Source organism: Massilia sp. UYP11 (assembly GCF_050434805.1).
Classification (GTDB): Bacteria; Pseudomonadota; Gammaproteobacteria; order Burkholderiales; family Burkholderiaceae_D; genus Telluria.
Genome location: NZ_JBNDJE010000001.1, coordinates 49,425 through 73,376 on the forward strand (window position 1 = coordinate 49,425; position 23,952 = coordinate 73,376).

Genomic DNA, 23,952 nt, shown 5'->3' on the forward strand with positions numbered 1-23,952 from the left:
GCCGGTGCGCTCCTGAGCACTAGCGGCCGGGCGGGCGATGGGCGTCCATCAGGACGCTCGAGATCGACATCTGCGGCACCCGCTCCGGCCATTCGTCATCCGGCCCGAACCAGCGCGCCTCCGCGATCTCGCTGGTGTCGACCCGGATCTCGCCGTCGAGGTAGTCGGCCGTGAAGGCCAGCATCAGCGAATGCGGGAACGGCCACGACTGGCTGGCGAAGTAGCGCAGGTTGTGCACCCGCAGGCCCACCTCTTCGAACACCTCGCGGTGGATCGCTTCCTCGATCGACTCGCCCGCTTCCAGGAAACCGGCCAGCGGCACGAAGCGCTGCGTCGCGTGCTGCAGGTGCTTGGCCAGCAGCACCGAGTCGCCCTTGCGGATCAGCACCATCATGGCCGGCGAGATGCGCGGGTAGGCCGCGTGGCCGCAATTGACGCACTTGTAGCAGCGCTCGCCGATGGCCAGCACGGTGCCGCTGCCGCACACGCCGCAGAAGCGATGGGTGCGCGCCCATTCAGCCACTTGCGCCGCACGTCCCGCGACGCCCACCAGCGCCTCGTCGATCACCCCGAACAACGCCCGCAGGCCGCGCCAGGCGTGGCCCGGCGGCAGCGCCGGTTCCAGGTCGAACCAGCCGGCCTGGCAATACCGTCCGTCCAGCAGGCCCAGCGGCTGCAGCGTGCCGGGCGCCACGCCCATGCGTTCCAGGGCCGCCGCGTCCGGCAATGCCGGCCCGTCTTCGCGCACCAGCAGCTGCCCCTTGTGGAACAGGAAGGTCAAGGGTTCCGGGTCGGGATGCGGCGCGAACAGCGGCGTGAAGGTGGCAGGCGTCTGGAGCATGGTCGGAAGAATGGTGGCCGGAGTCCAAGGATGATACCGCCTTTCCGGACGACGTACCGGCGCCGGCGCGGCGCGGCGCGGCCGGCCCGGCCCGGCTGGCCGAATTCGCCGCGTGGCCGCGAACTAATCCTGAACAGTCGCGCTCAAAGAATGGCTGACTACCAATGGCTGACTACCAGTGGCTGACAACCAGTGGCTGACTACCGCACGCTGGCGGCAGCTGTTATCCGCCCTACGACACCGGCGTTCGCCCCCGGTGTTCAACCCACCGATCCGCCGCTGCGCTGACCAGGAGAAGACGATGGACGATACCCCCGTTGTGCTCGGCATAAACCGCGACCGGCATGCGAGCGTCTGTCTCATGCACGGCTCACACGTGCAATGGGCCATCCAGAAAGAGCGCCTCACGCGCCACAAGCACCACCCGGGAGAACCGGGCGACATGGAGGCGTTCTACCTGCCCCACCTGTCCGGGCTCGAACGACCGCTCGACGTGCTGGTCGAATGCCATGCCTCCGGCGCGGTGGACGACACGGTGGCCGGCGACGACGGCGACCGCGTGCTCGCCTTCGCCCGCGGCGCGCGGCGCGCCCGCATCCCACGGCACCTGGCGCAGGCGGTTGGCGCCTTCCACCCATCCCCTTTTCGCGAAGCGGCGGTGATGGTCGTGGGTGGCCGCGGCAGCCTGGGGGCCGACGGGCGGCGCGAAGTCGCCTCCTGCCATCGCGTCGACCGCGAACGCATCGCCTGCATCGGCCGGCAACTGGAGACCGATGGCGACCGGCACGCCGCCGGACTCGGCATGTTCTACGCCCGGCTCACCCAGGCGCTGTTCCCGGGCCAGGGCAACGAAGGCAAGGTGACCGACCTGGCGCCCTACGGCGATCCGCACGCGCTCGGCCTGCCGCCCCTCGAGGTCGACGGCATGCAGGTCGCCATCCCGCGCGCCTGGCCGGCGCTGCTCGAAGACGCCGACCGGTTCCGCTTCGGCTTCGGCTCGCCCAAGGCCAGCTTCACCGACTGCGCCAACCTGGCGGCGGCCGGCCAGCGCGCTTTCGAAGACGCGCTGCTGGCGCTGGCCCGCTGGCTGCACGGGCGCACCGGCCTGGACGACCTGTGCCTCACCGGCGGCGCCGCCCTCAATGGCGCGGCCAATGCGCGCCTGCTGCGCGAGGGTCCGTTCCGCCGCATGTTCGTGCCGCCGGCGCCGGGCGCGGCCGGCGCCGCCCTCGGCTGCGCCCTCTATGGCCTGCTCGAGCTGGCCGGCCGCAGCGTCGACTTTCGCTGGACCCACGACTATCTCGGTCCGGCGCCCCAGCTGGCCGACATCGAGGCGGCGCTCGATGGCGCGAGCGACCTGATCGTCGAGCATCCGCGCGGGCGCGACGCCCTGTGCGCGCGCATGCTCGACCTGCTGTGTTCGGGGCGGGTCGTCGGCCTGTACCAGGGCCGCAGCGAATTCGGCCCGCGCGGGCTTGGCCACCGCAGCATCCTGGCCGATCCGCGCCGCGAGCGCATGCGCGACTGGATCAACGTCCGCGTCAAGGAACGCGAGTGGTTCCGCCCCTTCGCTCCCATGGTGGCCGAAGAGCGCGCGTCCCAGTATTTCGACCTGCGGGCGCCATCGCCCTTCATGCAGTTCGCGGTGCCGGTGCGCAGCAGCGTGATGCCGCTGCTGGCGGCGGTCACCCATGTCGACGGCAGCGCGCGCCTGCAGACGGTCGGCCCGAGCGACGATCCGGTGCTGCGCGCCCTGCTGGCCGGCTTCGAAGTGCGCACCGGGGTGCCGGTGCTGCTGGGCGCCTCCCTGTGCGGCAGGCACGAGCCCCTGATCGAGACGCCGCAAGAGGCCGTCGCCGCCTTCCGGCGCCTGCCCCTGCACGGCCTGGCCATGCCGCCCTACCTCGTCATGAAGCGCCAAGAACCCGGGTTGCCGGCATGATCCGCGGCTACCCACGTCATGCCAGCATCCGGCCCGGCGCTCGCCTGCAGCTGCAGGCGTCGACCGACCGGCCGCGCTTTCGCGCCGCGCTCTACCGCTGGGGCGATGGCTTCGAGCCCGGGATGCGCAGCGACCGGCTGCCCGGCAAGCATGCCGTCGATGAAGGCCCGGCCGACGACTGGCACTGGCCCGACTACGCGCTGGCGCTGGGCCTACCCATGTGTTCCGGTGTCTACCTGGCGCAGGGCGAGCACTTCGGCCACGACACCTGGCCGCCCCTTGCCGGCCCTGCCTGCGACGGCGCGCCGCTCGCCGCCTTCGACCACGACAGCGGCAAGGCGACCCTGTCCGCCTTGTGCCATCGCGCCGGCACGCCGCACAGCTACCAGGTGCTGGCGGCATGCCACCTCGACCGCCACTGGCAAGATCTTCCTTCGCGCGAGTGGCACGCCGCCTGCGAAGGCATCCACGCCGCCACTCTGGGCATCTACCAGCGCGGCGGCGCCGTGTTCTCGGCCGGGACCACCGACTGGGCGCACGTCATTGACGGGCCGCGCGACCGCCGCGTCGAACGCATCACGCGCAATGTGCTCGACCGCTTGCTGGCCTGATGCGGGCACGGCCTTTGCGCGCAAGGCATGGCATGGCGAGCAAGAGGTTTGATGCAAGGAGAAGGGCAATCGGCGAACGACAAGAATTCGCCGCGATGAAAAACGATGTTGAGAGGAGAAAGAGCCATGCTCCGGCGACCATTGCTGCATCGCCTTCCTGTCCACTCGGTCGTGGTGTTCCGTGCGCTGCATGTCGGCGACATGCTGTGCGCGGTCCCGGCGCTGCGCGCCTTGCGCAGCGCCCTGCCCAAGGCCCACATCGCCCTGGTCGGCCTGCCATGGGCGGTGCAATTCGTCCGGCGCTTTCCCGCCTACCTGGACGAGTTCCTGTCTTTTCCCGGCCATCCCCTACTGCCTGAGCAAACCGTGCACCATGACGACCTGCCCCCGTTCTATGCCACGGTGTGCGCGCGCGAATTCAGCCTGGCCGTGCAGCTGCACGGCAGCGGCGACATCGCGAACCACATCGTTTCCGGCTTCGGGGCGACGGCGATGGCGGGCCACTGCCGCGGCAAGCCATTGATCACCGAAAAGACCGTTCTCGTTCCCTACCCCGAAACAGGCGCCGAACCGGAACGCCTGCTGCACCTGGTCGGCCAACTCGGGGCGCCGGTGACCGACACGCACCTCGAGTTCCCGATCCTGCGTGAAGACGAGGACGAGCTTGCCGCCAGCGGCCTGGCGGCAGGCCTCGAGCCGGGCAGCTATATCTGCGTGCACCCGGGAGCGCGCCAGCGCGACACCTGCTGGCCGCCGGAACGCTTCGCCAGGGTGGCCGACCAGCTTGCCGACGAGTTCGGCATGCGCATCGTCCTGACCGGATCAGCCGACGAAGCGCCGCTCGCGCAGGCGGTCGCCGATCGCATGCATGTGCCGGCCATCATCGCCGCCGCCCCGCTCTCGATCGGCGCCATGGCGGCCCTGCTGAGCCGTGCACGGCTGCTGATCTGCAACGACACCGGGGTGTCGCACATCGCGGCCGGGCTGGGATTGAACAGCGTGGTCATCTTCAGCAAGGCCGACATCGCGCGCTGGGCGCCGCTCGACCGCCAGCGTCACCGCTGCATCTGGGATCCCGGCGCCGAGCGCGCCACCGTCGTGCTGCAACATGCGCGCACCTTGCTCACCGGCGCCGAACCCAGCAGGCAACGGGCGGCGGGGATGTGGCCGTACTGGTGACTCACCCAGACCGAATTGATCTTCTTCCCAGCATGTGATTTGCCTGGTCGGCCCAGTGTCCGAGCACTTGCCTTGTGTCGGAATAACCGACACTGTCGCGCACGTTGGCGATCTCCTTGCGCAATGCTTCACCATTGTTCGTCATGAACTGACTATGAACCGATAGCGGACGGCCATGAAGCGCCGCAAACCGGTTTTCCGGGTTATGTTGCAATGCCTGCAGGATACGGCTGTGTTTCATCTCCATGCGCAGTTCGATGCTGGATACAGCAGTTTGCTGGTTGGCTGGGCGAAGAGCGAGGTTTTCAAGCAAGTATACCGCGCGTTGGGTGGTATGAAACCGGTGGCGCCAACGGCGGTGGCAGCAGGATCAGCACGCCGACCACGGCGGTGGTCACGTGCTTGATGCGTTGATTGTTAATGGAGTGAATAGGTAACAAGGCGATTGCCGACAAGCGTTGTATTTCGCGTGAATTTTCATCAAGTTCCACGCAGAAACCCGTCACTCGTCCAGAATAGCTGTCACTCAGTCGAAATTAAATGTTTATGGATAAGTTGTCATCGATGGTTGGTCGTCAGTCCTTCAACGCCCGTATTTTCTACAACGGCACGTTTTGCGACGGCAATCGTTTCATCGGAAATGGGACCTCGGGGCAACTACACCTGGTGCGCTCCGGAACGGTGGACTTCGTGCATGACGACGGTGGCGTCGTCAGCATCACGGAGCCGAGCCTGCTGTTTTATCCGCGCGGCGATAACCACGCCCTGCAGGTGCGTCCCGGCCAATCCGCCAATCTGCTGTGCGCGCACATCACGTTCCAGGACGGGTTGAGCAATCCGCTGGCGCGCGTGCTGCCATCGTGCCTGGTCATTCCCCTTGCGGAAATCGATGGGCTGCGCAGCACAATGGACCTTCTGTTCGACGAAGCGGGCAAGGAAGACCATGGTTCAGACATGATCGTCGACCGCCTGTGCGATGTGCTGCTGATCCAGGTCATCCGCCGCGAATTCGACAACGGCAGGCTGTCGGTGGGCTTGCTGGCCGGGCTGTCCGACCGCCAGTTGTCCCTGGCGCTGGCAGCCATCCACGAGCGGCCGCAAGAACCATGGAGCCTGCAATCGCTGGCCCAGGTCGCCTGCATGTCGCGCGCCGCGTTCACCGAGCGCTTCCGCGACGTGATGGGGGTCCCGCCTGGCGAATACCTGACACGCTGGCGCATCGGCGTCGGCACGCGCCTGCTGCGCGAAGGCATGCCGGTCAAGCAGGTCAGCAGCCGCACGGGTTACACCAGCCCATCCACGTTCACGCGCGCCTTCACGACGATGATGGGCGCCTCGCCGCGCGAGTGGCTCAAGCGGGTCGCCGGCTGATCCAGACAGCGCCAACGACGACGCAGACGGCCCTTGCGGACGCGTCTGCGTTGTGAACATGCCGGCGGCCAGCCAGGCCGCCAAACCGGTTACTTCAGCAGGCGGGTGCGGCACGCCACCATGGCGATCACCAGGGACAGGCCGCCGACGTAGGCGATGGCTGCCTGCATGCCGACGAAGTGGGCGACCGCACCGATTGCCGGCGGTCCCATCAGGCTACCGCTGTAGGCCATGCTGGCCACCGCCGCCAGGGCTGCCGGGCCCTGCGCGCCGGCGGCGCTGAACACGAACGGGAACACCAGGGCCAGGCCGACGCCGGCGATCGCGAAGCCGCCCAGGGCGACGTAGGCGTTCGGCGCCAGCACCGCGAAGAACAGGCCCGACGCCGCGACCAGTCCGCCCAGGGTCACCAGGCGCTTGGCCCCATGGCGTTCCTTCATCTTGTCGCCGACCATGCGCGACATCAGCATCATCACCGAGAACGAGGACAGTGCCAGCGGCGCCAGGCCGTCCGACGCACCGAAGTGCTCTTTCAGGAACAGGCCGCTCCAGTCGGCGATGCTGCCTTCGGCCATCGAACCGAAGAAGCCCAGCAGACCCAGCAGGACCAGCGGGCCGCGCGGCAGCGCGAACTTCTTCTTCTCGACCTTGACGCCGGCTTCATCCGCTTCCAGCAGATTGACGGCGAGCCACAGCAACACGGCCAGCGGACCGGCGAGCATCAGGAAGTGGGTGGCCGGCGCGATCTTCATGCTGGCCATCAGGCTGCCCAGGGTGGCGCCCACCAGGCCGCCGGCGCAGCACAGGCCGTGCAGGCGCGACATTTCCGACTTGCCGCTCGCTTTTTCGCGGCGGGCGGCGGCCGAGTTCATGGCGACGTCGAAGGTGCTGGCGGTGATGCCCAGCATCAGGACTGCCATCATCAGGCGCGACACGTCCGGCGCCATGCCGATCGAGACCAGGACACACAGCAGGGCCAGTCCCGACATCATCAGCGTCTTGCGCGCGCCGAACCGGCCCATCAGGAACGACGAGATCGGATACGAGATCACGGCGCCCAGGCCGCCGCACAGCAACACCATCGACAGCGCCGCATGCGAGATGTTGACGCCAGCAGCCAAGGCCGGAATGCGGCCGGCCCACGAGCCCATGATCAGACCGAACAGGGCGAATACGACCGGTAGCGAGAACAGCTGGGCTTGTACGAGTACGGAAGACGAACGACGTGAAACAGAAGCAGTGGTTTGCATGGAAGCGCGAATTGTTAAATTTCTTGAGATATAAAGTAATTGCCAGAGTGCTTTTTACAGCCCGAACGTGTCTGAAATATTTACGTCAGGAAGCTGATGGACGGCAATTCTAAACCCTTTTTTCGCTTTGGTTTTCCGTGCGGAAAAATATATCGTACCGTTGTATTGCGCTGACGCAAAGATGACAACTTACTTGCCAGGCGCACATGAAAACGTGCTAAATAAACACTGCTTTCGCATGGAGAAGTAAGGATTTAGCGACATATGTAACCATTTATTGCCGAGAACGTTAGCATCGGACAGATAGCTCAAATCGCTGCAATGCAGCATATTTCTTCCAAAAACGGCGTGAACGTGGTGTGCCACGACGTATGACTCAATCAATGCGAACGCTGCCGTGACCGGCCCGTGTTCATGATCGTGGATCGCTGTTAATTGCTTCCCTCCAGCCGGGGAATATTTCCCCAATTGTTAAATCCACCGGCATCAGAGACACTGATCGGCCCGCCTGACGGCGCAAAAAAGGCCGCCCTCAGGCGGCCCGATCAGGGGGCTAACGCACTTTATGGGCCAGGTGCTTTTTCAGTTCGGCGCATAAACGGATCATTTGGCGACAGTGGCGACAGACTGACCATATTCACGATTAAATCGTACGCTACCAATTCAGTCTGGCGAACGGCGTATTGGCAGGTTCCCCTTTCCCCGGCTACCCGGGGAGCGGCGCATCACACCAGTTGCAGGGTCACATCGATATTGCCGCGGGTAGCGTTCGAGTAAGGGCAGACGATATGCGCGCGGTCGACCAGGGTTTGCGCTTCATCGGCCGGCACGCCGGGCAAGCTGATCTTGAGGACGACGTCGATGGCGAAACCGGTCGGGATCGGACCGATGCCGACGCTGCCCTCCACCGACACGTCCGGGGAGATGGTCAGCTTGTCGCGGGCGGCGACGAATTTCATCGCGCCCAGGAAGCAGGCCGAATAGCCGGCCGCGAACAGCTGTTCGGGGTTGGTCCCTGGCAGGCCGGCCCCGCCCAGTTCCTTCGGGGTGGTCAGTTTCACGTCCAGCACGCCATCCGGGGAAACGGCGCGGCCTTCGCGGCCGCCCGAGGCGGTGGCGCTTGCACGGTAGAGGACTTTGTCGATTGCCATGATAAAACTCCTTGTCATTGTTGGCGGCGCTTGCCACCAGGTTTACTAAAGCACTATTTTATAGTGCACTATTTAAAAGCCTTGATAATGCTGTCGATGATGCATTGCTGCCCTGGCCGCCGACCCGTTTGCTGGTCCGTTCGGCGCTGCCATGGAAAGGATATTACATAGCTCACTATTTAATAGCAAGCTATATTTCCAGCTACATGTTACCGGATGTAACCGGGCGCCTGCGCCCGGCTCACAGCAATCTGACGGATTCCCGCACGATCAGGCTCAGTTGCGGCACCTCGCCTTCCGGCTGCTCGTGCGCGAGCATCGCCAGCATGCGGCGTCCGATGCCGATCCCGGCGTCGTACAGCGGCTGGCGCACCGTGGTCAGGGGCGGCGTCGTATACATCGAGCTTTCCAGGTCGTCGAAGCCGACCAGCGAGATGTCTTCGGGCACCCGGATATTGCGCCGGTACAGGGCCAGCCGCGCCCCATATGCCATCAGGTCATTGCCCGCGAAGATCGCGCTGAAGCGCTGGTTGGCGGCCAGCAGCCCATTCAGCGCCAGCAAGCCGCCGGATTCGCTGAAGTCGCCCGCCACCACCAGCCGCGGATCGGCCTCGATCCGGTGCTTGGCCAGGGTGTCGTGGTAGCCGGCCAGGCGCGCCCGCGCGTCGCGGTGGTCGTCCGGACCGGCGATGTGGGCGATGCGGCGGTGGCCTTGCGCGATCAGGTATTCCACCGCCTCGCAGGCGCCGCGGTAGTTGTCGAGGCAAAAGCCGTGGGCGCGCGCGCCCTGGACGTCGCGCCCGAAGGCGACGATCGGCACCCGCTTCGAGAAATCGAGGATCTGCTGGTCGCTCATGTTCCCGGTCAGGATCGCCACGCCGTCGACGCGGCGCCCGATCAGGAGCTCGACCCGCTCGGCTTCTTCGTCGGCATGCCAGTGCCCGCTCATGATCAGGAGCGCATAGCCGGACGCCTTGACCGCATCCTCGATGCCGACCATCGCACGGTTGAAGTAGCCGCTCTCGAACGACTGGGTCAGCACGCCGATGGTGCGGGTGCTGCCGATCTTGAGGCTTTGCGCCAGGCGGTTCGGCTTGTAGTTCAGCTCATCGATGACGCGCTCGATGGTGCGCCGCTTGTCTTCGGACACCTTGGCGGTGCCGTTCAGGAAGCGCGATACCGTGGCGGGAGAGACGCCGGCAGCGCTGGCGACCTGGTACAGGGTGCTGGTGCTGCTCTCGACGTTTTTCATGATGCGTTCCGGACTCATACAAGGCAGATAGTTGCTTGAAGTATATCACCGATACTCACCCGGAAAGGATAGAACGCGCGGCGGCATGACACCCTTTTCATCGAAGGGTCGTCGTTGAGATGCAACAAACCCGGCAAGCGTGTTCACAAATTCTCATTGACATTTTTTTACGGACGAAATTACTATGAAACCGTTTTCACAATTTATGAAATCGATTTCTCGCGATCCATTTGTTAGCGCTCTCAGCGCCCACGATGTACGCATAAAACAATACTCGGAGACAAGCAATGACCATGACTACGCCCGTGGGGGCCGCAGTGCGCACTTCGTCGTCCACCCCCATCCGCCTCGCCATCCTGACCCTGCTCGCCGGCATCGGCAGCGCCCAGGCCCAGAGCGCATCCGACCCGGCATCCGCTGCCGCCGCCACGCCGCCCGCGGTGGTCGACAACGGCCAGATCGCCGAAGTGAAGGTCACCGCCACCAAGCGTTCGACCTCGCTGCAGCGCACCCCGATCGCGGTCACCGCGCTCAGCGCCGCCACCCTGCAGGACAACCACGTGCAGACCATGCTCGACGTGGTGGCGCTGGTGCCGGGGTTCCAGGCCACCGCCCAGGGCGACCACGGCGTCACCACCATGACCCTGCGTGGCATCGGCAACGACAGCGCCAAGACCGAATATGCCGACCCCGAAGTGGCGTCCTTCGTCGACAACGTCTATTCGCCGCGCGCCGAAGGCGCCACCGCGCTGCTGTTCGACGTCGAGGGCATCGAGGTGCTGCGCGGCCCGCAAGGCACGCTGTGGGGGCGCAACTCCACCGTCGGCGCGGTCAACATCCAGACTGTCAAGCCGGAACTGAACAGCAGCGCCGGCTACCTCGAGGGCGGCATCGGCGACTACAACCGCCTGGGCGTGCGTGGCGCGGTCAACATCCCGCTCGCCGACAATGCCGCGCTGCGCTTCGCCGTGGTGCACGAGCGCCACGACGGCTACGTCGACTACCAGCGCTTCCAGAACCCGTCGGTCGAGTCGCAACGCGCCGCCTATCTGGCTTCCGGCGCCGATCCGGCCGGTTTCCGTCCGATCAACCCGAACCACTTCGTCCTGGGCGGTGACAAGTACAGCGCTCAGGACCAGAGCGCGGCGCGCCTGTCGCTGCTGTGGCAACTGGCGCCCAACGTGCGCTGGGACATCGCCTATGAAAAATTCATCGACCGCGGCACCCCGAGCGCCAACCTGATGCAGGTCCCGCGCGCGGGCAAGAAGCACTGGTCGACCCTGTCCGACAGCGCCCCGTGGATCGACCGCGACAGCCACAACGTGCGCAGCCGCCTGAGCTGGGACATCAGCCCCGACGTGGCGCTGCAGTACGTGGCCGGCTGGTCCAAGTACAGCGGCGACATGCGCTTCGACCAGGATGGCGGCACCGTCGTCCCGACCTCGATCACCACCGGCGGCATCTTCCAGGAACACACCACGGTCGACTCCAACTACAAGAGCCACAGCCACGAGCTGCTGCTGCAGTCGACCGGCACGCGCAAGGTCGACTGGCAGGTCGGCGCCTATTATGGCAACGAGAAGAACGACGTCCGCTTCGACATCGCCGGCATGAGAGGCACCCCGGACGGCGCCGTGAACTGGCAGGGCTCCTTCATCCAGCCGAAGCAGACCGTGGACACCTCGGCCGTGTTCGGCCAGGCCACCTGGAACATTACCGATGCCTGGCACCTGACCGGCGGCGTGCGCTACACCCACGACAAGCGCGTCCACACCGGTGGGCGCGGCTACACCTGGGGCAATGACGCCAGCGCGCCGCAAGTGCCGCTCAACCCGCACATCGACCCGCGCGACCCGGTCAACGGCTACGTCGAAGGTGTGCCGAACGACGGCCGCTACAGCGACAACAAGGCCACCGGCCTGGTGCGCCTGAACTACGACATCAACCGCAACAATATGGTCTATGCCAGCGTGTCCACCGGCTACAAGTCGGGCGGCGTGCAGGACCGCGGCCTGCCCTACCAGCCCGAGACGCTGACCAATTACGAGATCGGCTCGAAGAGCACCTTCCTGGACGGCGCCCTGCGCATCAACAACGCGCTGTTCTACATGGACTTCAAGGACTTCCAGTTCAATTCGCCGGTCAGCTTCGCGGACGGCAGCCGTGGCCTGGCCATCGAGAACGCCGACGGCGCCGAGGTGTACGGCCTGGAAACCGAGATCGCCGCCCGCGTCGCGCGGGACGGCCGCCTGTCGATCGCGCTGGCCGTGCTCGACACCAAGCTCGGTCACCTGATCGCCGGCTCGAACGACTACGCGCTGCCGCCGTGCACGGTCGATCCGCGCATCGCGAACTGCCTCGACGTCACCGGCAACAAACTGCCGCACGCGCCGAAGTTCTCGGCCACGGTCCAGTACCAGCACACCTTCCGCCTGGCCAACGGCGGCAGCATCGTGCCGCGCATCACGGCGCGCTACGAGGACGAGGTGCGCCTGAGCGTGTTCGACCTCGGACCGGAAGACCGCCAGAAAGCCTATGCCAGCGCGGACGTCGGCCTGCGCTACCAGCAGGACAAATGGTGGGTCGACGCTTTTGTCCGCAACGTGAGCGACAAGAAGATCAAGACCAGCGCCTTCAACAGCTTCGGTCCGTGGCTGGCGCAGTACAAGCCGCCGCGCACCGTCGGCATCAACACCGGCTTCGATTTCTGAGCCGCAGCACCGCAGGCCCACTCCCCCGGGCCTGCTTTTTGTTTTTTACGCGGGTTCGCCCCGCGATTAGAGATTTCCATGACCAAGAGTCCCGACTTCGACTTTCACAACGACTTCCCATCCGACTTCACCTGGGGCGTGGCCACCAGCTCCTTCCAGATCGAAGGCGCGCACGACGTCGACGGCAAGGGCCCGTCGATCTGGGACACCTTCTGCAAGAACAAGGCCAACATCAAGGATGGCAGCGACGGCACTGTCGCCTGCGACCATTACCACCGCTACCGCGAAGACGTCGCCATCATGGCTTCGTTGGGCGTGGACGCCTACCGCTTCTCGATGGCCTGGGCGCGCGTCCAGCCGGATGGCAAGGGCGCCTGGAACGAGGCCGGCTTCGGCTTCTACGACCGCCTGCTCGACGCGCTGGCGGAAAAGAACATCCGCCCGCACGCCACCCTCTACCACTGGGACCTGCCGCAAGGCCTGCAGGAAGATGGCGGCTGGCTGAACCGCGACACCGCGCACCGCTTCGCCGACTACGCGCATGAAGTGGCGCGCCGCTTCGGCAACCGCATCGAGGCGATCGCCACCCACAACGAACCGTGGTGCACGGCCAACCTCGGCTACGGCAACGCCCAGTTCGCGCCGGGCGTGACCGACCTGAAGCAGTCGATTCAGGTCTCGCACCACCTGCTGCTGTCGCACGGACTGGCCATGCGCGCCATGCGCGAGGCGGGCGGCACGGCGCAACTGGGCATCGTGCTGAACCAGTGGACGGCCGACGCCGCCACCGGTTCCGAGGCCGACCGCGCGATGGCCGAATTCGAGTACGCGCGCTCGGTGCAGTGGTTCATGGACCCCATCTTCAAGGGCCGCTATCCGGAACTGGCCCTGCGCGGCCATGGCGCCAACGCGCCGGTGGTAGCCGACGGCGATTTCGACATCATCCGGCAGAAAATCGACTTCCTCGGCTCGAACTATTATTTTCGCAGCTGGTGCAGCGCCGCTAACCCGCCGGTGCCGCCGCCGGCCAGGCACGGCGTGACCGACATGGGCTGGGAGATCTTCCCGGAAGGCCTGCCCGAACTGCTGGTCAAGCTGAAGGCCGAGTATCCCGACCTGCCGCCGGTGTACATTACCGAGAACGGCATGGCCAATCCCGACGTGGTCGAGAATGGCCGGGTCCACGATCCGGCACGCATCGCCTACGTGCGCAGCCACCTGGCCGCGCTCAAGGCGGCGATGGATGCCGGCGTCGACGTGCGCGGCTACTTCCTCTGGAGCCTGCTCGACAACTTCGAGTGGAATTCGGGTTACGCCAAGCGCTTCGGCATCGTGCACGTGGATTATGCGACCCAGCAGCGCACCCTGAAGGACAGCGCACTGTGGTATCGCGAGTTCATCGCCAATCGCATCAAGACTTGATCGCCACACACAAGAGCGACGAGGAGGAGACATGCAGACAAACACCTATCCCGACGGCCCGCGCCTGCTGGCCGACATCGGCGGCACCAATGCGCGCTTCGCGCTCGAGACGGCGCCGGGCGCGATCCAGGCCGTGCGGACGCTGGCCTGCGCCGACCACGCCCGCTTCGAAGACGCGGTGCGCCTGTACCTGGCGCTCGCCGATACGAAGGTAAGCCACGCGGTGATCGCCATCGCCAATCCGGTGGACGGCGACGCCATCCGCATGACGAACCACCACTGGGCGTTCTCGATCGAGGCGGCGCGCCGTGCGCTGGGCCTGGAGACGCTGCTGGTAGTGAACGATTTCACGGCGCTGGCGATGTCGCTGCCGGCCCTGCAGCCGGCCGACCTGGCCCAGGTCGGCGGTGGCACGGCGCTGGCTGGCAGCACTGTCGGCCTGGTCGGCGCCGGCACCGGCCTCGGTGTCTCGGGCCTGGTGCCAAGCGGCAAGCGCTGGATTCCCCTCAATAGCGAAGGCGGCCACGTCGCCTTTTCGCCGCTCGACGAGCGCGAGGTGACCGTGCTGCGCCATGCCTGGCAACGCTATGACCACGTCTCGGCCGAGCGCTTCGTCTCCGGACCCGGCCTGGTGCTGATCCGCGAGGCGCTGGCCATGAGCCGCGGCATGGCGACCGACAAGGACCTGTCGCCGTCCGACATCGTGACGCGCGGCCTGTCCGGCGACGACGCCCTGTCGCTGGAAGCGATCGACTGCTTCTGCGGCATGCTGGGCACGGTGGCGGCCAACCTGGCGGTCACCCTCGGCGCGCGCGGCGGCATCTATATTGGCGGCGGCGTCGTGCCGCGCCTGGGCGCCTATTTCGTCGACTCGCCGTTCCGCCCGCGCTTCGAGCGCAAGGGCCGCTTCAGCGAATTCACCGCGCGCATCCCGACCTGGCTGATCACGGCGCCGGCGCCGGCCCTGCGGGGCGCGGCGGCGATGTTGGCAGATACCCTGGCGGATCACCTGGCGCAAGAGCGCCCCATGACGCGGCATGCGCGCACGGAGTCCGCCCATGCATAAAATCGCCTCCCCGCTGCTGTGGGTGCCGACCGGCTACTTCACGATGGCGCTCGGCTACGTGATGCTCACCAGCGTCACCGCCATCATGTTCAAGAACCTGGGCATGGACAACGGCCGCGCCGCCCAGTATTCGAGCCTGCTGATCCTGGCGTACACCGTCAAGCCGCTGTTCGCGCCGTTCGTCGAGATGTACCGCACCAAGAAATTCTTCGTACTGTGCGCGCAGGTGGCGATCGGCGCCGGCTTCGCCGGGGTCGCGCTGCTGATGGAACTGCCCGGCTACATGAGCTTCCTGATGGCGATCTTCTTCGCCCTGTCGTTCATCGGCGCGACCCAAGACATCGCCAGCGACGGCGTCTACGTCACCTCGCTCGACGCCCGCGCGCAATCGCTGTACTGCGGCGTCCAGAGCCTGTCCTGGAACATCGGCCCGATCGTGGCCGCCGGCGGCATGGTTTATCTCTCCGGCTACCTGCACACGAACGTCTTCGGCCATGATCCCGCCGTGTTCGGGCCGGACTGGATCGACGCCTGGCGCATCATCTTCCTGCTGGTCGGTGGCCTGACCCTGTTGATGGCGCTGTGGCACTGGCGCACCATGCCGCAAGGCGCGCGCGCGGCCGACACGCCGACTTCGGTGAGGGACGCAGGCCGCATCCTGCTCGACGCCTTCGTCACCCTGTTCCAGAAGCGCGGCGTGTGGCGCATGATCGCCTTCGCCTTCCTGTTCCGCTTCAGCGTGGGCCTGCTGGAAAAGATCGGCCCGTTCTTCATGGTCGATCCCGCCTCGAAGGGCGGCCTGGGCCTGTCCAACGAGATGCTGGGCCTGATCTACGGCACCTACGGTCTGGCCGCGGTGCTGGTCGGCTCGCTGCTGGGCGGACTGTACGTGGCCAGGCGCGGCCTGAAGGCGACGCTGTTCGTGCTGTGCTGCGCGATCAACATCCCGAACGTGGCCTTCCTGGTGCTGGCGCTCACCATGCCATCGAGCCTGGTCCTGATCACGCTCGGCGTCGCGATCGAAAAATTCTTCTTCGGCTTCGGCGCCGTCGGCTTCATGATCTACCTGATGCAGCAGCTCGCGCCGGGCAAGTACACCACCACCCACTATGCCTTCGGCACGGGCCTCATGGGCCTGTGCGGCATGGTCACCGGCGTGATCAGCGGCCACCTGCAGGAGATGATGGGTTACGTCGGCTACTTCGCGCTGGTGATGGTCGCCACCATCCCATCGTTCCTGGCCACCTGGTTCGCGCCGTTCCACCACGCCGACGGCGGCCAGCCGAAAACCAAGCCGGACTCCGGCGCAGAAGGAAAGGCGGTACCCGCATGAAAAGGATGATACTGCCGCTGTTGTGGCTCGCCGCGGGCGCGGCTTCGGCGCAGGCGATCAAGGTCAACCAGGTCGGCTTCCTGCCGCAGGCGCACAAGCTGGCCGTGGTCGCGCAGGCCGGCGCCTTCGAAGTCGTCGACGCCGATGGCAAGACCGCGTTCAAGGGCACGGCGGGCCCGGCGCTGCGCTGGGAGCCGTCCGGCGAAACGGTGCGCGTGCTCGACTTCAGCGCCCTGACGCGGCCGGGGACCTACCGCATCAGGATGCCCGGGCTCCCGTTATCGGACCCGTTCGCAGTGAACGCCGACGGCTACCGCGCCCTGAACGCCGCCGCCCTCAAGGCCTTCTATTTCAACCGCAGCGCGATCGCGCTGGACCCGAAATACGCCGGCGCCTGGGCGCGCCCGGCCGGGCACCCCGACGACAAGGTGCTGGTGCATGCCTCGGCCGCTTCGCCGGCGCGGCCCGCGGGCACGGTGCTATCCAGCCCCAGGGGCTGGTACGACGCCGGCGACTACAACAAGTACGTGGTCAATTCTGGCATCTCGACGTATACGCTGCTGGCGGCCCTCGAGCACTACCCTGCATTCTTCGAGCGCGACACCGGCATTCCGGAGTCGGGCGACGGCGTGCCCGACATCCTCGACGAGGCGATGTGGAACCTCGAATGGATGCTGACCATGCAGGACCCGGCGGACGGCGGCGTGTATCACAAGCTCACCAACCTGCGCTTCGACGGCATCGTCATGCCGCACGCGGTGGCGGCGACCCCGCGCTACCTCGTGGCCAAGGGCACGGCGGCGGCGCTCGACTTCGCCGCCACCATGGCCACGGCCAGCCGCGTGCTGGCGCGCCATGAGGCGAAGTGGCCGGGCATGGCGGCGCGCATGCTGGCGGCGGCGCAGGCGGCGTGGCGCTGGGCGGAGAAGCATCCGGAGCTCGCCTTCAAGAATCCGCAGGACGTCGCCACTGGCGAATACGGCGACGCGCAACTCGGCGACGAATTCGCCTGGGCCGCCGCCGAGCTGTTCATCGCCACCGGCGACCGGCGCTACGCCACGGCGCTGCTGAAGCACGACGCCGCGCTGTCGACGCCATCCTGGGGCGACGTGGCGGCGCTGGGCTGGATGTCGCTGGCCCACCACCGTGCGCGCCTGGCGCCCGGCCTGGAGCGCGACCTGGTCGAGCGCCGCATCGACGGCCTGGCCGCGCAATTGGCAAATGCCTGGCGCGGCAGCGCCTATCGGCTGGCGATGACGCCGAAGGATTTCGTCTGGGGCAGCAATGCGGTGGTCCTGAACCAGGGCATGATGCTGCTGCAGGCGTATCGCCTGAAGCCGAACCCGGATTACCTGCACGCCGCGCAAGCGAGCCTCGACTATGTGTTGGGCCGCAATCCCACCGGCTACTCCTTCGTCACCGGCATCGGCGCGCGCCCTTTCCAGCATCCGCACCACCGCCCCTCGATGGCCGATGGGGTCGCAGCCCCGGTGCCGGGTTGGCTGTCCGGCGGCCCGAATCCCGGCCAGCAGGATGCCAAGGAGTGCCCGCCCTACCCGAGCAAGCTGCCGGCGCTGTCGTATATCGATCACGACTGCAGCTACGCCGCCAACGAAGTCGCCATCAACTGGAATGCGCCGCTGGTCTATGTCAGCGCGGCGCTGTCCGTGCTCACGCCATCGACCATGAACCAGGAACCCACCGTTTCGCTCGACGCCCTGCTGCAGGAAGAACGACAGCTCCAGTTCGAGCGCTTCGACGGGGACACCGCCGCCGCCCTCGGCGCGGCGCTGGTGGCGCGGGCGCGCAGTGCCGGCCGGCCCGTGACGGTCGAGATCAGGCAAGACGAGACGGTCCTGTTCGCGCATGCGATGCCGGGCGCCTCGCCCGACCATGCGGACTGGATCCGGCGCAAGAACAACCTGGTCAGGCGCACCGGACACAGCTCCTTCTACACCCATCACCAGGTGCGCCAGGCCGGCGGCGACCACGACAGCTTGCCCGGTCTCGACATGCGCGACTACGCGGCCCACGGCGGCGCCTATCCGGTCGTCGTGCGCGGCCGCGGCGTGGTCGGCACGGTCACGGTGTCGGGTTTGCCCGGCGCGGACGACCACGCGCTGGTGGTGGCCGCGCTGAAAGACCATCTGGCGTTCGGGGGGCAGCCGTGACGCGCATCATCCGCTGGGGCATCCTCGGCACCGGGCGCATCGCGCGCGACTTCGCGGCCGGCCTGCGCGCCACGCCCGACGCCCGGCTCGCAGCGGTCGCCTCGCGCAGCAGCGAAGGCGCACAGGCCTTCGCGCAGCAGTTCGCGCAGTCACCCTCCGCGCAGTCACCCTCCGAAATGCCGCTGGCGTTCGGCGCCTACGAGGAGCTGGTCGATTCGCCCGACGTCGACATCGTCTATATCGCCACGCCGCACCCGATGCACGCCGCCAACGCCCTGCTCGCCCTGCGCGGCGGCAAGGCGGTGCTGTGCGAGAAGCCGTTCACCATGAACCGGCGCGAGGCGGGGGAGGTCGTGGCGCTGGCGCGGGCCAACAAGCTGTTCCTGATGGAGGCGATGTGGACCCGCTTCATGCCGGCCCTGGCGCAAGTCAAGCGCATCATCGCCTCCGGCGAGATCGGCGCCGTGACCCAACTGCACGCCGACTTCGGTTTTTCGGCCACGCCCGACCCAGCCCACCGCGTCAACGATCCGACCCTGGGCGGCGGCGCCCTGCTCGACCTGGGCATCTATCCGCTGTCGATCGCCTGCGCCCTGCTGGGCCGGGTGGAGGCGGTGCAGGCGCAGGCCGTCATGGGCGACACCGGTGTCGATCTCACCACGGCCTTCACCATGCGCCACGCGGGCGGCGCCTTGTCGATCTGCAGCTGCTCGCTGCGGGCGCGCGCGCCGGGCGAGCTGGTGGTGTCGGGCACGCGCGGCAGCGTGCGCATGCACCGCATGTTCCACATGACCGACAGCGTCACGGTCGACCTGCTGGACGGCTCTTCACGCACGATTGCCACGCCCTGGCTCGGCAACGGCTATACCCACGAGGCGATCGCCGCCGGACAGTGCCTGCGCGACGGACTGCTCGAGCATCCCGACATGACCCACGACGATACGCTGGCGATCATGGGCCTGCTCGACACGATCCGCAAGCAGATCGGCCTGCGCTATCCGAGCGACGCCTGAGACTTCGCCAGCAGCGACTCGAGCCGCTGGATATTGGCCGGCTTGACCAGGTAGTGGTCGAAGCCGGCGTCCATCGCGGCCTGGCGGTCGGCGTCGCTGCCGTAGCCGGTCAGCGCGATCAGGAGCGGCGTGCGTTCGCCCAGCCCGGCGCGGATGCGGCGCGCCAGTTCGCGGCCGTCCATGTCGGGCAGGCCGATGTCGAGGATGCAGGCGTCGGGAACGCCCGTCAATACCCGCTGCAGAGCGGGCGCCGGGGCGTGCTCGACGTCCACCCGATAGCCTTCCGCCTCCAGCAGCAGCGCCAGCGACGCCGCGGCATCGACGTTGTCGTCCACGACCAGCACGCTCGATGCGCACACGCCGTGCGCACGCCCCGTCTGCACCGGCGCCGCCGGCGCCGGAATGGATGCCTCTTCCACGCGCAGCAGCGTCACGGTGAACGTGCTGCCGTGGCCTGGCCCGGCGCTCTCGACACGCACGCGCCCCCCGTGCAGTTCGACCAGGTTGTGCACCAGCGCCAGCCCGAGGCCCAGGCCGCCCTCGGCCCGGTCGGGCGTGCGCCGGGCCTGGGTGAACAGGCCAAAGATGTCCGGCAGCAGTTCGGGGGCGATGCCGATGCCGTCGTCGCGCACCGCCAGCACCGCTTGCGCCCCCTCGATCCGCACCGACACGTGCACATTTCCTTCCTCGGGCGTGTATTTCGCCGCATTGTTGACCAGGTTGGCCAGCACCTGGATCAGGCGCTTGGCGTCGCCCTCGACCAGCACCCGGGTAGCAGGCAGCGCGGTGCGCAGGCGGTGACGCTTCATGTCCAGCAGCGGCTGCACCTGTTCCAGGGCGGCGCCGACCACCTGGCGCAGGTCGACCCGCTCGCGCTTGAGTTCGATCATGCCGCGCGTGACGCGCGACACGTCGAGCAGGTCGTCCACCAGGTGCACCATGTGGTCGACCTGGCGCGCGATGATTTCGCTGGTGCGCCGGACCGCGACCGGATCGCTCGCATACACGCTCCTGAGCAGGCCGGCGGCGGTGCTGATCGGCGCCAGCGGATTTCTCAGCTCGTGCGCCAGCATGGCCAGGAACTCGTTCTTGCGCTCATCCGCCAGGCGCAGCGCCTGCAGCGCCTCGTTGCGTTCGCGCTCGGCCAGGCCGCGCGTCAGGTCCTGGCGGTACAGCTGATAGGCGAAGCGCCACACCACGGCGATCAGGATCACCAGCAGGCCCCACACGAACAGCCAGATCATGGTGGTCAAGTCGATGGCCGGCGCCGCCGCCCGCACCGCGGCGGTGGCGACCAGGCCCAGCGCGATCGGGGCCAGCAGCAGCGGCGCCATCAGCCGGCGCAGCGTGCGGCTGCTGGGCGTGGGGCTGACCAGCGCCACCATCATGCCCTGGTCCGGACGCAGCGCCAGCGCCGCTCCGGAGGCCAGCATGAAGGCGAGCGTGGTGCGCAGGGAGGTGCCGCGCCCAGGGAGCAGCTGGTACAGGAAGGTCTCTTCGGCGGCGAAGCCGGTCAGGGTCAGCACGGAGAACAGCAGCACGCTGGCGGCCAGCGCCTGGGCGATGCCGACGGTGCGGCGCACGTCCATCAGGACCAGGCTGGTTCCGAGCACGGCGAGCAGGCCGGCGGTCAGCGGCGCCGGCAGGCTCCAGGCGCTGGCCGCGCTGCCCAGCCCCAGCGACAGCGGCGCCGGCGCCCAGCCGGACACGCGCAGCGCCAGGCTGCCGGCGCCGATCGCCACCAGCAGCATGGCCGGCGCGCGGCTGGCGCGGGCGAAGGCGCGCACCGGATGCAGCTGCAGCAGCAGGCTGGCGCACGCGCACACGAAGCCGGCCGCCGTGAACGGGTACATCCGCGGGAAGCCGGCGGGGGCGCCGATCAGCGCCGTCGACTGCAGGCTCCAGCCGGCCAGCACGGTGAAGGCGAGCAACAGGCAGGCCAGCGTGGCGCCGGCCGGAATAGCATGCCGGGACAAAAGAGTCTTCATGGGCAGGTGGATGGTGGACGATGCCCGTCCATCCTACCAGTCCCGGCTCGTCAAGCGGGCACGGATGCCGCCAACCAACCCGTCAGGGCTGCAGCGCGCTCCCGTACCAGCCGTATTCCCAGCGCCACGGCATGTCGTTCCGGCCCAGCGCCAGGCGTGCGATCGCGGGGAAGATGCGTTCGGCGCGCACGTCGTTGGACAGCATCACCAGGCAGCGCCGGCGCGCCTCGAGGCAGATTGCCATGTTCCCGGTGCTGTCGTTGTGCCCGCCCTTGAACCATCCGCGCCCGCTGCGGTCCTGGAAGGTGACCACGCCCAGGCCGGCCGCCAGCCCCGGCACCGGCGCGCCGGGCCGCGACGCCAGGGTCGGGAACTGGCCGGCGCTCAGGATCGGCAATTGCGGGCGCACCATCTCGGCGCGCAGCGCGGGGCTCAAGCCGTCGCCGCGCACGAGCGCCGCCCACATGCGGGCCTGGTCGGCGATCGTGGTGTCCATCGAGCCGGCGGCGGTGACGGCGCTGCGCTGGTCGTGCGGCTCCATCTTGCCGTCCATGGTGTAGCCGTCGGCCAGGTTGGCGGCGAAGTCCGACCGCCAGCGCATGCCGGTATTGGGCATCCCCAGGCGGTCGAATACGCGCACCTGCATCTCGCGGCCGGCGTCGAGCCCCAGGCCCTGCTCGACGATCAGCTGCAGGATGTACATGCCTTCGGCCGAATAGGCATAGCGCGCGCCGGGGTCGAAGTGAAAACGCAGCTTGCCGTCCGGCTCGAGCCGGCGGAAGTTGGCGAAGCCGCCCGCGTGCGCGAGCAGGATGCGCGGGGTGAGCCGGCGCCAGCGTTCGTCGCCGGCCAGGTCGCTGAAATCCCTGCGCTCGCCGAGGCGGTAGTCGGGCAAGGGCCTGGGCAGCAGCCGCGTGAGCGGAGCGTCGAGGTCGAGCCGGCCTTCGCTGGCCAGCTGCAGCAGCATGTAGGCGAAGGCGGTCTTGGTCAGCGAAGCGCCATACATGACGGTGTCCGGCGCCAAAGGCAGGTCGCGCTCCAGATTGCGCTTGCCGTAGGCCGCGACCTTGACCACCTGGCCCTCGTCGATCAGCGCCAGCGCCAATCCCACCACCTTCTCGCGCGCCATCAGGGCCGTGATGTCGCGGTCCGAAAAGCCAGGATCGGGCCCGCGCGGCGCGCCCGAACAGCTGACCAGGAACAGCGCCACGACTGCCATAAACAGCGTTTTCATCGGCTTTTCCTCTCGCATTCCGGTATTGACGACAGAAAAACCAAGTGTAGCGCCATGCTCGGCGCCGGACAATCGCCCGGATCAGAAGGCGTGGCGCAGGCCGAGCGCGGCGCCCTTCAAGGTGGCGCCGGGCGCCGCTCCCAGGCCGTTGATCCCGAAGTCGTAGGCGCCGTTGGCCTCGTTGTCGAGGTGGGTGACGTAGGCATGCAGCGCGGTGCGCTTCGACAGCGTGTACTCGTAGCCGAGCGTGAGGTGGGTGGCGCCGGTGCGTGCGCCGCCGCGGATGAAGCCGACCCGGTTGCCGTCCGCGCCATCGCCGTCGCCGGCGCGCGCCAGAGCGAGGCGCAGGCCGTGCGCTCCGAGCTGATGGGTGACCGAGACATACCAGGCATTGCGATCCAGGCGGCCGGCGGCCGTCTCGTATTCGAGGCGTTCGGCCAGCAGCGCCACCCGGGTGTCGCCAAAGCGGCGCGCCACGGCCAGCCTGGCGCCGCTGTCGCTCAATCCCGGCCCCTGGTATTCGTGGTGCCGCTCGTGGGCCAGCGCGGCATACCATGGCCCCTGCTCATAGACCGCCGCGACCGACGTCATGGACGGCTTGGCGCCACTGGCCGGGCGCTCCTCGGCCAGGCCATGCGTGAGACGCAGGCCAAGGCCATTCCAGGGCCGGCTCCAGTAATGGATGGAATTGGCCTGGCGCCGGTCGAAGGACGAGGTGTTGCCGACGTTGTCGGTCGACGCGGCCGAGCCGTTGCCGATGATGCTCGTATAGCCGGCGGTCGTCGGATAGAACGGATCGAGGCTGGACGTGGCGCCATTGTAGGCGGCGGTCCAGTGGCCGGCGAACAGGGTGCCGAAGTCGCCATCGAGGCCGACGCGGGTGTCGCGCCGCGCGAGTTCGCCGGCCCCCGTATCGGGCGCGAGCGCTGCCTCGACCTGGAAGATGGCGCTCACCCCATTCCCGAGGACCTCGCTGCCGCGAAAGCCCAGCACCGAGCGGTTGTTCGATAAGCGCTGCTGGCTCAGGCGCGGGCCGTCGGCGCTGGCGGACGCCTTCATGTATTCGGCCGAGACGTTCAGGCGGCCATAGAACTGGACCTGGGTCTGGGCCTCGGCCTGGGCGAGCGCGCATGCCGCGAGCGCCATCACACTGCGGCGCAAGTATCTACTCATCGTGACCCTCCTTGCGAGAATTGTTGGCCATGCGGCCCGTCCCGGCCTATCCCCAATCGGGGGGATCCATCCCCCGATCGTGTTGGTTCCAGGCCGCTCTGGATTGCCCGACCTGCGCCGCGCCGCCGCTCGACGTCGGCGCTTGACGTGCAATTGCGGCGGGATTGCGGCGGGATTGCGACATGGTTGCCGCTCGATGATGAGCGAAAATGCTGTATCGCATCCGGAGTTATCCGAAGTAAAT

At 67.4% G+C, this 23,952-nt stretch carries 18 protein-coding genes and 2 pseudogenes; 11 read left to right on the forward strand and 9 right to left on the reverse strand.

Annotated elements, in window-relative coordinates:
- Positions 1-19 precede the first annotated feature (19 nt).
- On the reverse strand, positions 20-841 hold the full coding sequence (gene nudC, locus ABIB38_RS00260; protein ID WP_429200740.1) for an NAD(+) diphosphatase: 822 nt from the start codon (positions 839-841) through the stop codon (positions 20-22).
- A 301-nt stretch (positions 842-1,142) separates the two neighbouring features.
- Between nudC and ABIB38_RS00265 the strand changes: the two genes are divergently transcribed.
- The 3 genes from ABIB38_RS00265 (at position 1,143) to ABIB38_RS00275 (ending at position 4,573) form a co-directional block, all read left to right on the forward strand.
- Positions 1,143-2,783, forward strand: coding sequence for a carbamoyltransferase C-terminal domain-containing protein (locus ABIB38_RS00265; RefSeq protein WP_429200741.1), 1,641 nt, complete (start codon positions 1,143-1,145; stop codon positions 2,781-2,783).
- Positions 2,780-3,394: a hypothetical protein gene (locus ABIB38_RS00270; RefSeq protein ID WP_429200743.1), complete on the forward strand. Its 615-nt coding sequence runs from the start codon at positions 2,780-2,782 to the stop codon at positions 3,392-3,394. Before ABIB38_RS00265 ends, ABIB38_RS00270 begins: the two co-directional genes overlap by 4 nt.
- A gap of 126 nt (positions 3,395-3,520) precedes the next feature.
- Positions 3,521-4,573: a glycosyltransferase family 9 protein gene (locus tag ABIB38_RS00275; protein ID WP_429200744.1), complete on the forward strand. Its 1,053-nt coding sequence runs from the start codon at positions 3,521-3,523 to the stop codon at positions 4,571-4,573.
- Position 4,574: 1 nt separating this feature from the next.
- Here ABIB38_RS00275 and ABIB38_RS00280 read toward each other — a convergent pair whose 3' ends face one another.
- Both ABIB38_RS00280 and ABIB38_RS00285 read right to left on the reverse strand, forming a co-directional pair.
- Positions 4,575-4,886, reverse strand: coding sequence for a hypothetical protein (locus tag ABIB38_RS00280; RefSeq protein WP_429200746.1), 312 nt, complete (start codon positions 4,884-4,886; stop codon positions 4,575-4,577).
- The gene (locus tag ABIB38_RS00285) at positions 4,879-5,064 is read right to left on the reverse strand and encodes a hypothetical protein (RefSeq protein ID WP_429200748.1); all 186 of its coding nucleotides are present in this window, start codon (positions 5,062-5,064) and stop codon (positions 4,879-4,881) included. The genes ABIB38_RS00280 and ABIB38_RS00285 overlap by 8 nt, the downstream gene beginning before the upstream one ends.
- Positions 5,065-5,119: 55 nt before the next feature.
- On the opposite strand from ABIB38_RS00285, the gene ABIB38_RS00290 reads away from it, so the two are divergent.
- Entirely contained in the window at positions 5,120-5,944 is an 825-nt protein-coding gene (locus ABIB38_RS00290; protein WP_429200749.1) for a cupin domain-containing protein, read from the forward strand.
- An 89-nt stretch (positions 5,945-6,033) separates the two neighbouring features.
- On the opposite strand, the gene ABIB38_RS00295 is transcribed toward ABIB38_RS00290, so the two are convergent.
- The 3 genes from ABIB38_RS00295 to ABIB38_RS00305 form a co-directional block, all read right to left on the reverse strand.
- A complete protein-coding gene (locus ABIB38_RS00295; RefSeq protein WP_429200750.1) occupies positions 6,034-7,194 on the reverse strand; it encodes an MFS transporter in 1,161 nt (386 codons plus the stop codon).
- 725 nt (positions 7,195-7,919) lie between these two features.
- Positions 7,920-8,345, reverse strand: coding sequence for an organic hydroperoxide resistance protein (locus ABIB38_RS00300; protein ID WP_429200751.1), 426 nt, complete (start codon positions 8,343-8,345; stop codon positions 7,920-7,922).
- Between the two features lie 241 nt (positions 8,346-8,586).
- Positions 8,587-9,597 (reverse strand): LacI family DNA-binding transcriptional regulator, encoded by a 1,011-nt coding sequence (locus ABIB38_RS00305; protein ID WP_429200752.1) that lies wholly within the window; start codon positions 9,595-9,597, stop codon positions 8,587-8,589.
- 287 nt (positions 9,598-9,884) lie between these two features.
- Here ABIB38_RS00305 and ABIB38_RS00310 point away from each other — a divergent pair, with 287 nt between their 5' ends.
- The 7 genes and pseudogenes from ABIB38_RS00310 (at position 9,885) to ABIB38_RS00340 (ending at position 19,313) form a co-directional block, all read left to right on the forward strand.
- Complete coding sequence (locus ABIB38_RS00310) at positions 9,885-12,308, forward strand: TonB-dependent receptor (protein WP_429200754.1); 2,424 nt, start codon at positions 9,885-9,887, stop codon at positions 12,306-12,308.
- Positions 12,309-12,386: 78 nt separating this feature from the next.
- Positions 12,387-13,730, forward strand: a complete 1,344-nt coding sequence (locus ABIB38_RS00315) for a GH1 family beta-glucosidase (protein WP_429200756.1) — start codon at positions 12,387-12,389, stop codon at positions 13,728-13,730.
- A gap of 31 nt (positions 13,731-13,761) precedes the next feature.
- A complete protein-coding gene (locus ABIB38_RS00320) occupies positions 13,762-14,796 on the forward strand; it encodes a glucokinase (RefSeq protein WP_429200758.1) in 1,035 nt (344 codons plus the stop codon).
- On the forward strand, positions 14,789-16,129 hold the full coding sequence (locus ABIB38_RS00325; RefSeq protein ID WP_429200760.1) for an MFS transporter: 1,341 nt from the start codon (positions 14,789-14,791) through the stop codon (positions 16,127-16,129). Before ABIB38_RS00320 ends, ABIB38_RS00325 begins: the two co-directional genes overlap by 8 nt.
- A gap of 5 nt (positions 16,130-16,134) precedes the next feature.
- Positions 16,135-17,769, forward strand: a pseudogene (locus ABIB38_RS00330) (glycoside hydrolase family 9 protein); the annotation flags it as partial.
- Positions 17,770-17,850: 81 nt separating this feature from the next.
- Positions 17,851-18,300: pseudogene (locus ABIB38_RS00335) on the forward strand (heme-degrading domain-containing protein); the annotation flags it as partial.
- Entirely contained in the window at positions 18,297-19,313 is a 1,017-nt protein-coding gene (locus tag ABIB38_RS00340; protein WP_429200762.1) for a Gfo/Idh/MocA family protein, read from the forward strand. The pseudogene ABIB38_RS00335 and the gene ABIB38_RS00340, both read left to right, overlap by 4 nt.
- On the opposite strand, the gene ABIB38_RS00345 is transcribed toward ABIB38_RS00340, so the two are convergent.
- The 3 genes from ABIB38_RS00345 to ABIB38_RS00355 form a co-directional block, all read right to left on the reverse strand.
- On the reverse strand, positions 19,295-21,301 hold the full coding sequence (locus tag ABIB38_RS00345; protein WP_429200764.1) for an ATP-binding protein: 2,007 nt from the start codon (positions 21,299-21,301) through the stop codon (positions 19,295-19,297). The two genes, ABIB38_RS00340 and ABIB38_RS00345, sit on opposite strands and share 19 nt — an antisense overlap.
- A gap of 82 nt (positions 21,302-21,383) precedes the next feature.
- Positions 21,384-22,535, reverse strand: coding sequence for a serine hydrolase domain-containing protein (locus ABIB38_RS00350; RefSeq protein ID WP_429200765.1), 1,152 nt, complete (start codon positions 22,533-22,535; stop codon positions 21,384-21,386).
- 81 nt (positions 22,536-22,616) lie between these two features.
- On the reverse strand, positions 22,617-23,708 hold the full coding sequence (locus ABIB38_RS00355; RefSeq protein ID WP_429200767.1) for a porin: 1,092 nt from the start codon (positions 23,706-23,708) through the stop codon (positions 22,617-22,619).
- Positions 23,709-23,952 lie beyond the last annotated feature (244 nt).

What these genes read in the sequence shown, in the direction of transcription:
- ABIB38_RS00315 (WP_429200756.1), top strand. Translation starts at nt 12,387, where the DNA reads ATGACCAAGAGTCCCGACTTCGACTTTCACAACGACTTCCCATCCGAC.
- ABIB38_RS00290 (WP_429200749.1), top strand. Translation starts at nt 5,120, where the DNA reads ATGGATAAGTTGTCATCGATGGTTGGTCGTCAGTCCTTCAACGCCCGT.
- ABIB38_RS00355 (WP_429200767.1), bottom strand. Translation starts at nt 23,708, where the DNA reads ATGAGTAGATACTTGCGCCGCAGTGTGATGGCGCTCGCGGCATGCGCG.
- ABIB38_RS00265 (WP_429200741.1), top strand. Translation starts at nt 1,143, where the DNA reads ATGGACGATACCCCCGTTGTGCTCGGCATAAACCGCGACCGGCATGCG.
- ABIB38_RS00275 (WP_429200744.1), top strand. Translation starts at nt 3,521, where the DNA reads ATGCTCCGGCGACCATTGCTGCATCGCCTTCCTGTCCACTCGGTCGTG.
- ABIB38_RS00350 (WP_429200765.1), bottom strand. Translation starts at nt 22,535, where the DNA reads ATGAAAACGCTGTTTATGGCAGTCGTGGCGCTGTTCCTGGTCAGCTGT.
- ABIB38_RS00305 (WP_429200752.1), bottom strand. Translation starts at nt 9,597, where the DNA reads ATGAAAAACGTCGAGAGCAGCACCAGCACCCTGTACCAGGTCGCCAGC.
- ABIB38_RS00320 (WP_429200758.1), top strand. Translation starts at nt 13,762, where the DNA reads ATGCAGACAAACACCTATCCCGACGGCCCGCGCCTGCTGGCCGACATC.
- nudC (WP_429200740.1), bottom strand. Translation starts at nt 841, where the DNA reads ATGCTCCAGACGCCTGCCACCTTCACGCCGCTGTTCGCGCCGCATCCC.
- ABIB38_RS00310 (WP_429200754.1), top strand. Translation starts at nt 9,885, where the DNA reads ATGACCATGACTACGCCCGTGGGGGCCGCAGTGCGCACTTCGTCGTCC.
- ABIB38_RS00270 (WP_429200743.1), top strand. Translation starts at nt 2,780, where the DNA reads ATGATCCGCGGCTACCCACGTCATGCCAGCATCCGGCCCGGCGCTCGC.
- ABIB38_RS00295 (WP_429200750.1), bottom strand. Translation starts at nt 7,194, where the DNA reads ATGCAAACCACTGCTTCTGTTTCACGTCGTTCGTCTTCCGTACTCGTA.
- ABIB38_RS00345 (WP_429200764.1), bottom strand. Translation starts at nt 21,301, where the DNA reads ATGAAGACTCTTTTGTCCCGGCATGCTATTCCGGCCGGCGCCACGCTG.
- ABIB38_RS00300 (WP_429200751.1), bottom strand. Translation starts at nt 8,345, where the DNA reads ATGGCAATCGACAAAGTCCTCTACCGTGCAAGCGCCACCGCCTCGGGC.
- ABIB38_RS00325 (WP_429200760.1), top strand. Translation starts at nt 14,789, where the DNA reads ATGCATAAAATCGCCTCCCCGCTGCTGTGGGTGCCGACCGGCTACTTC.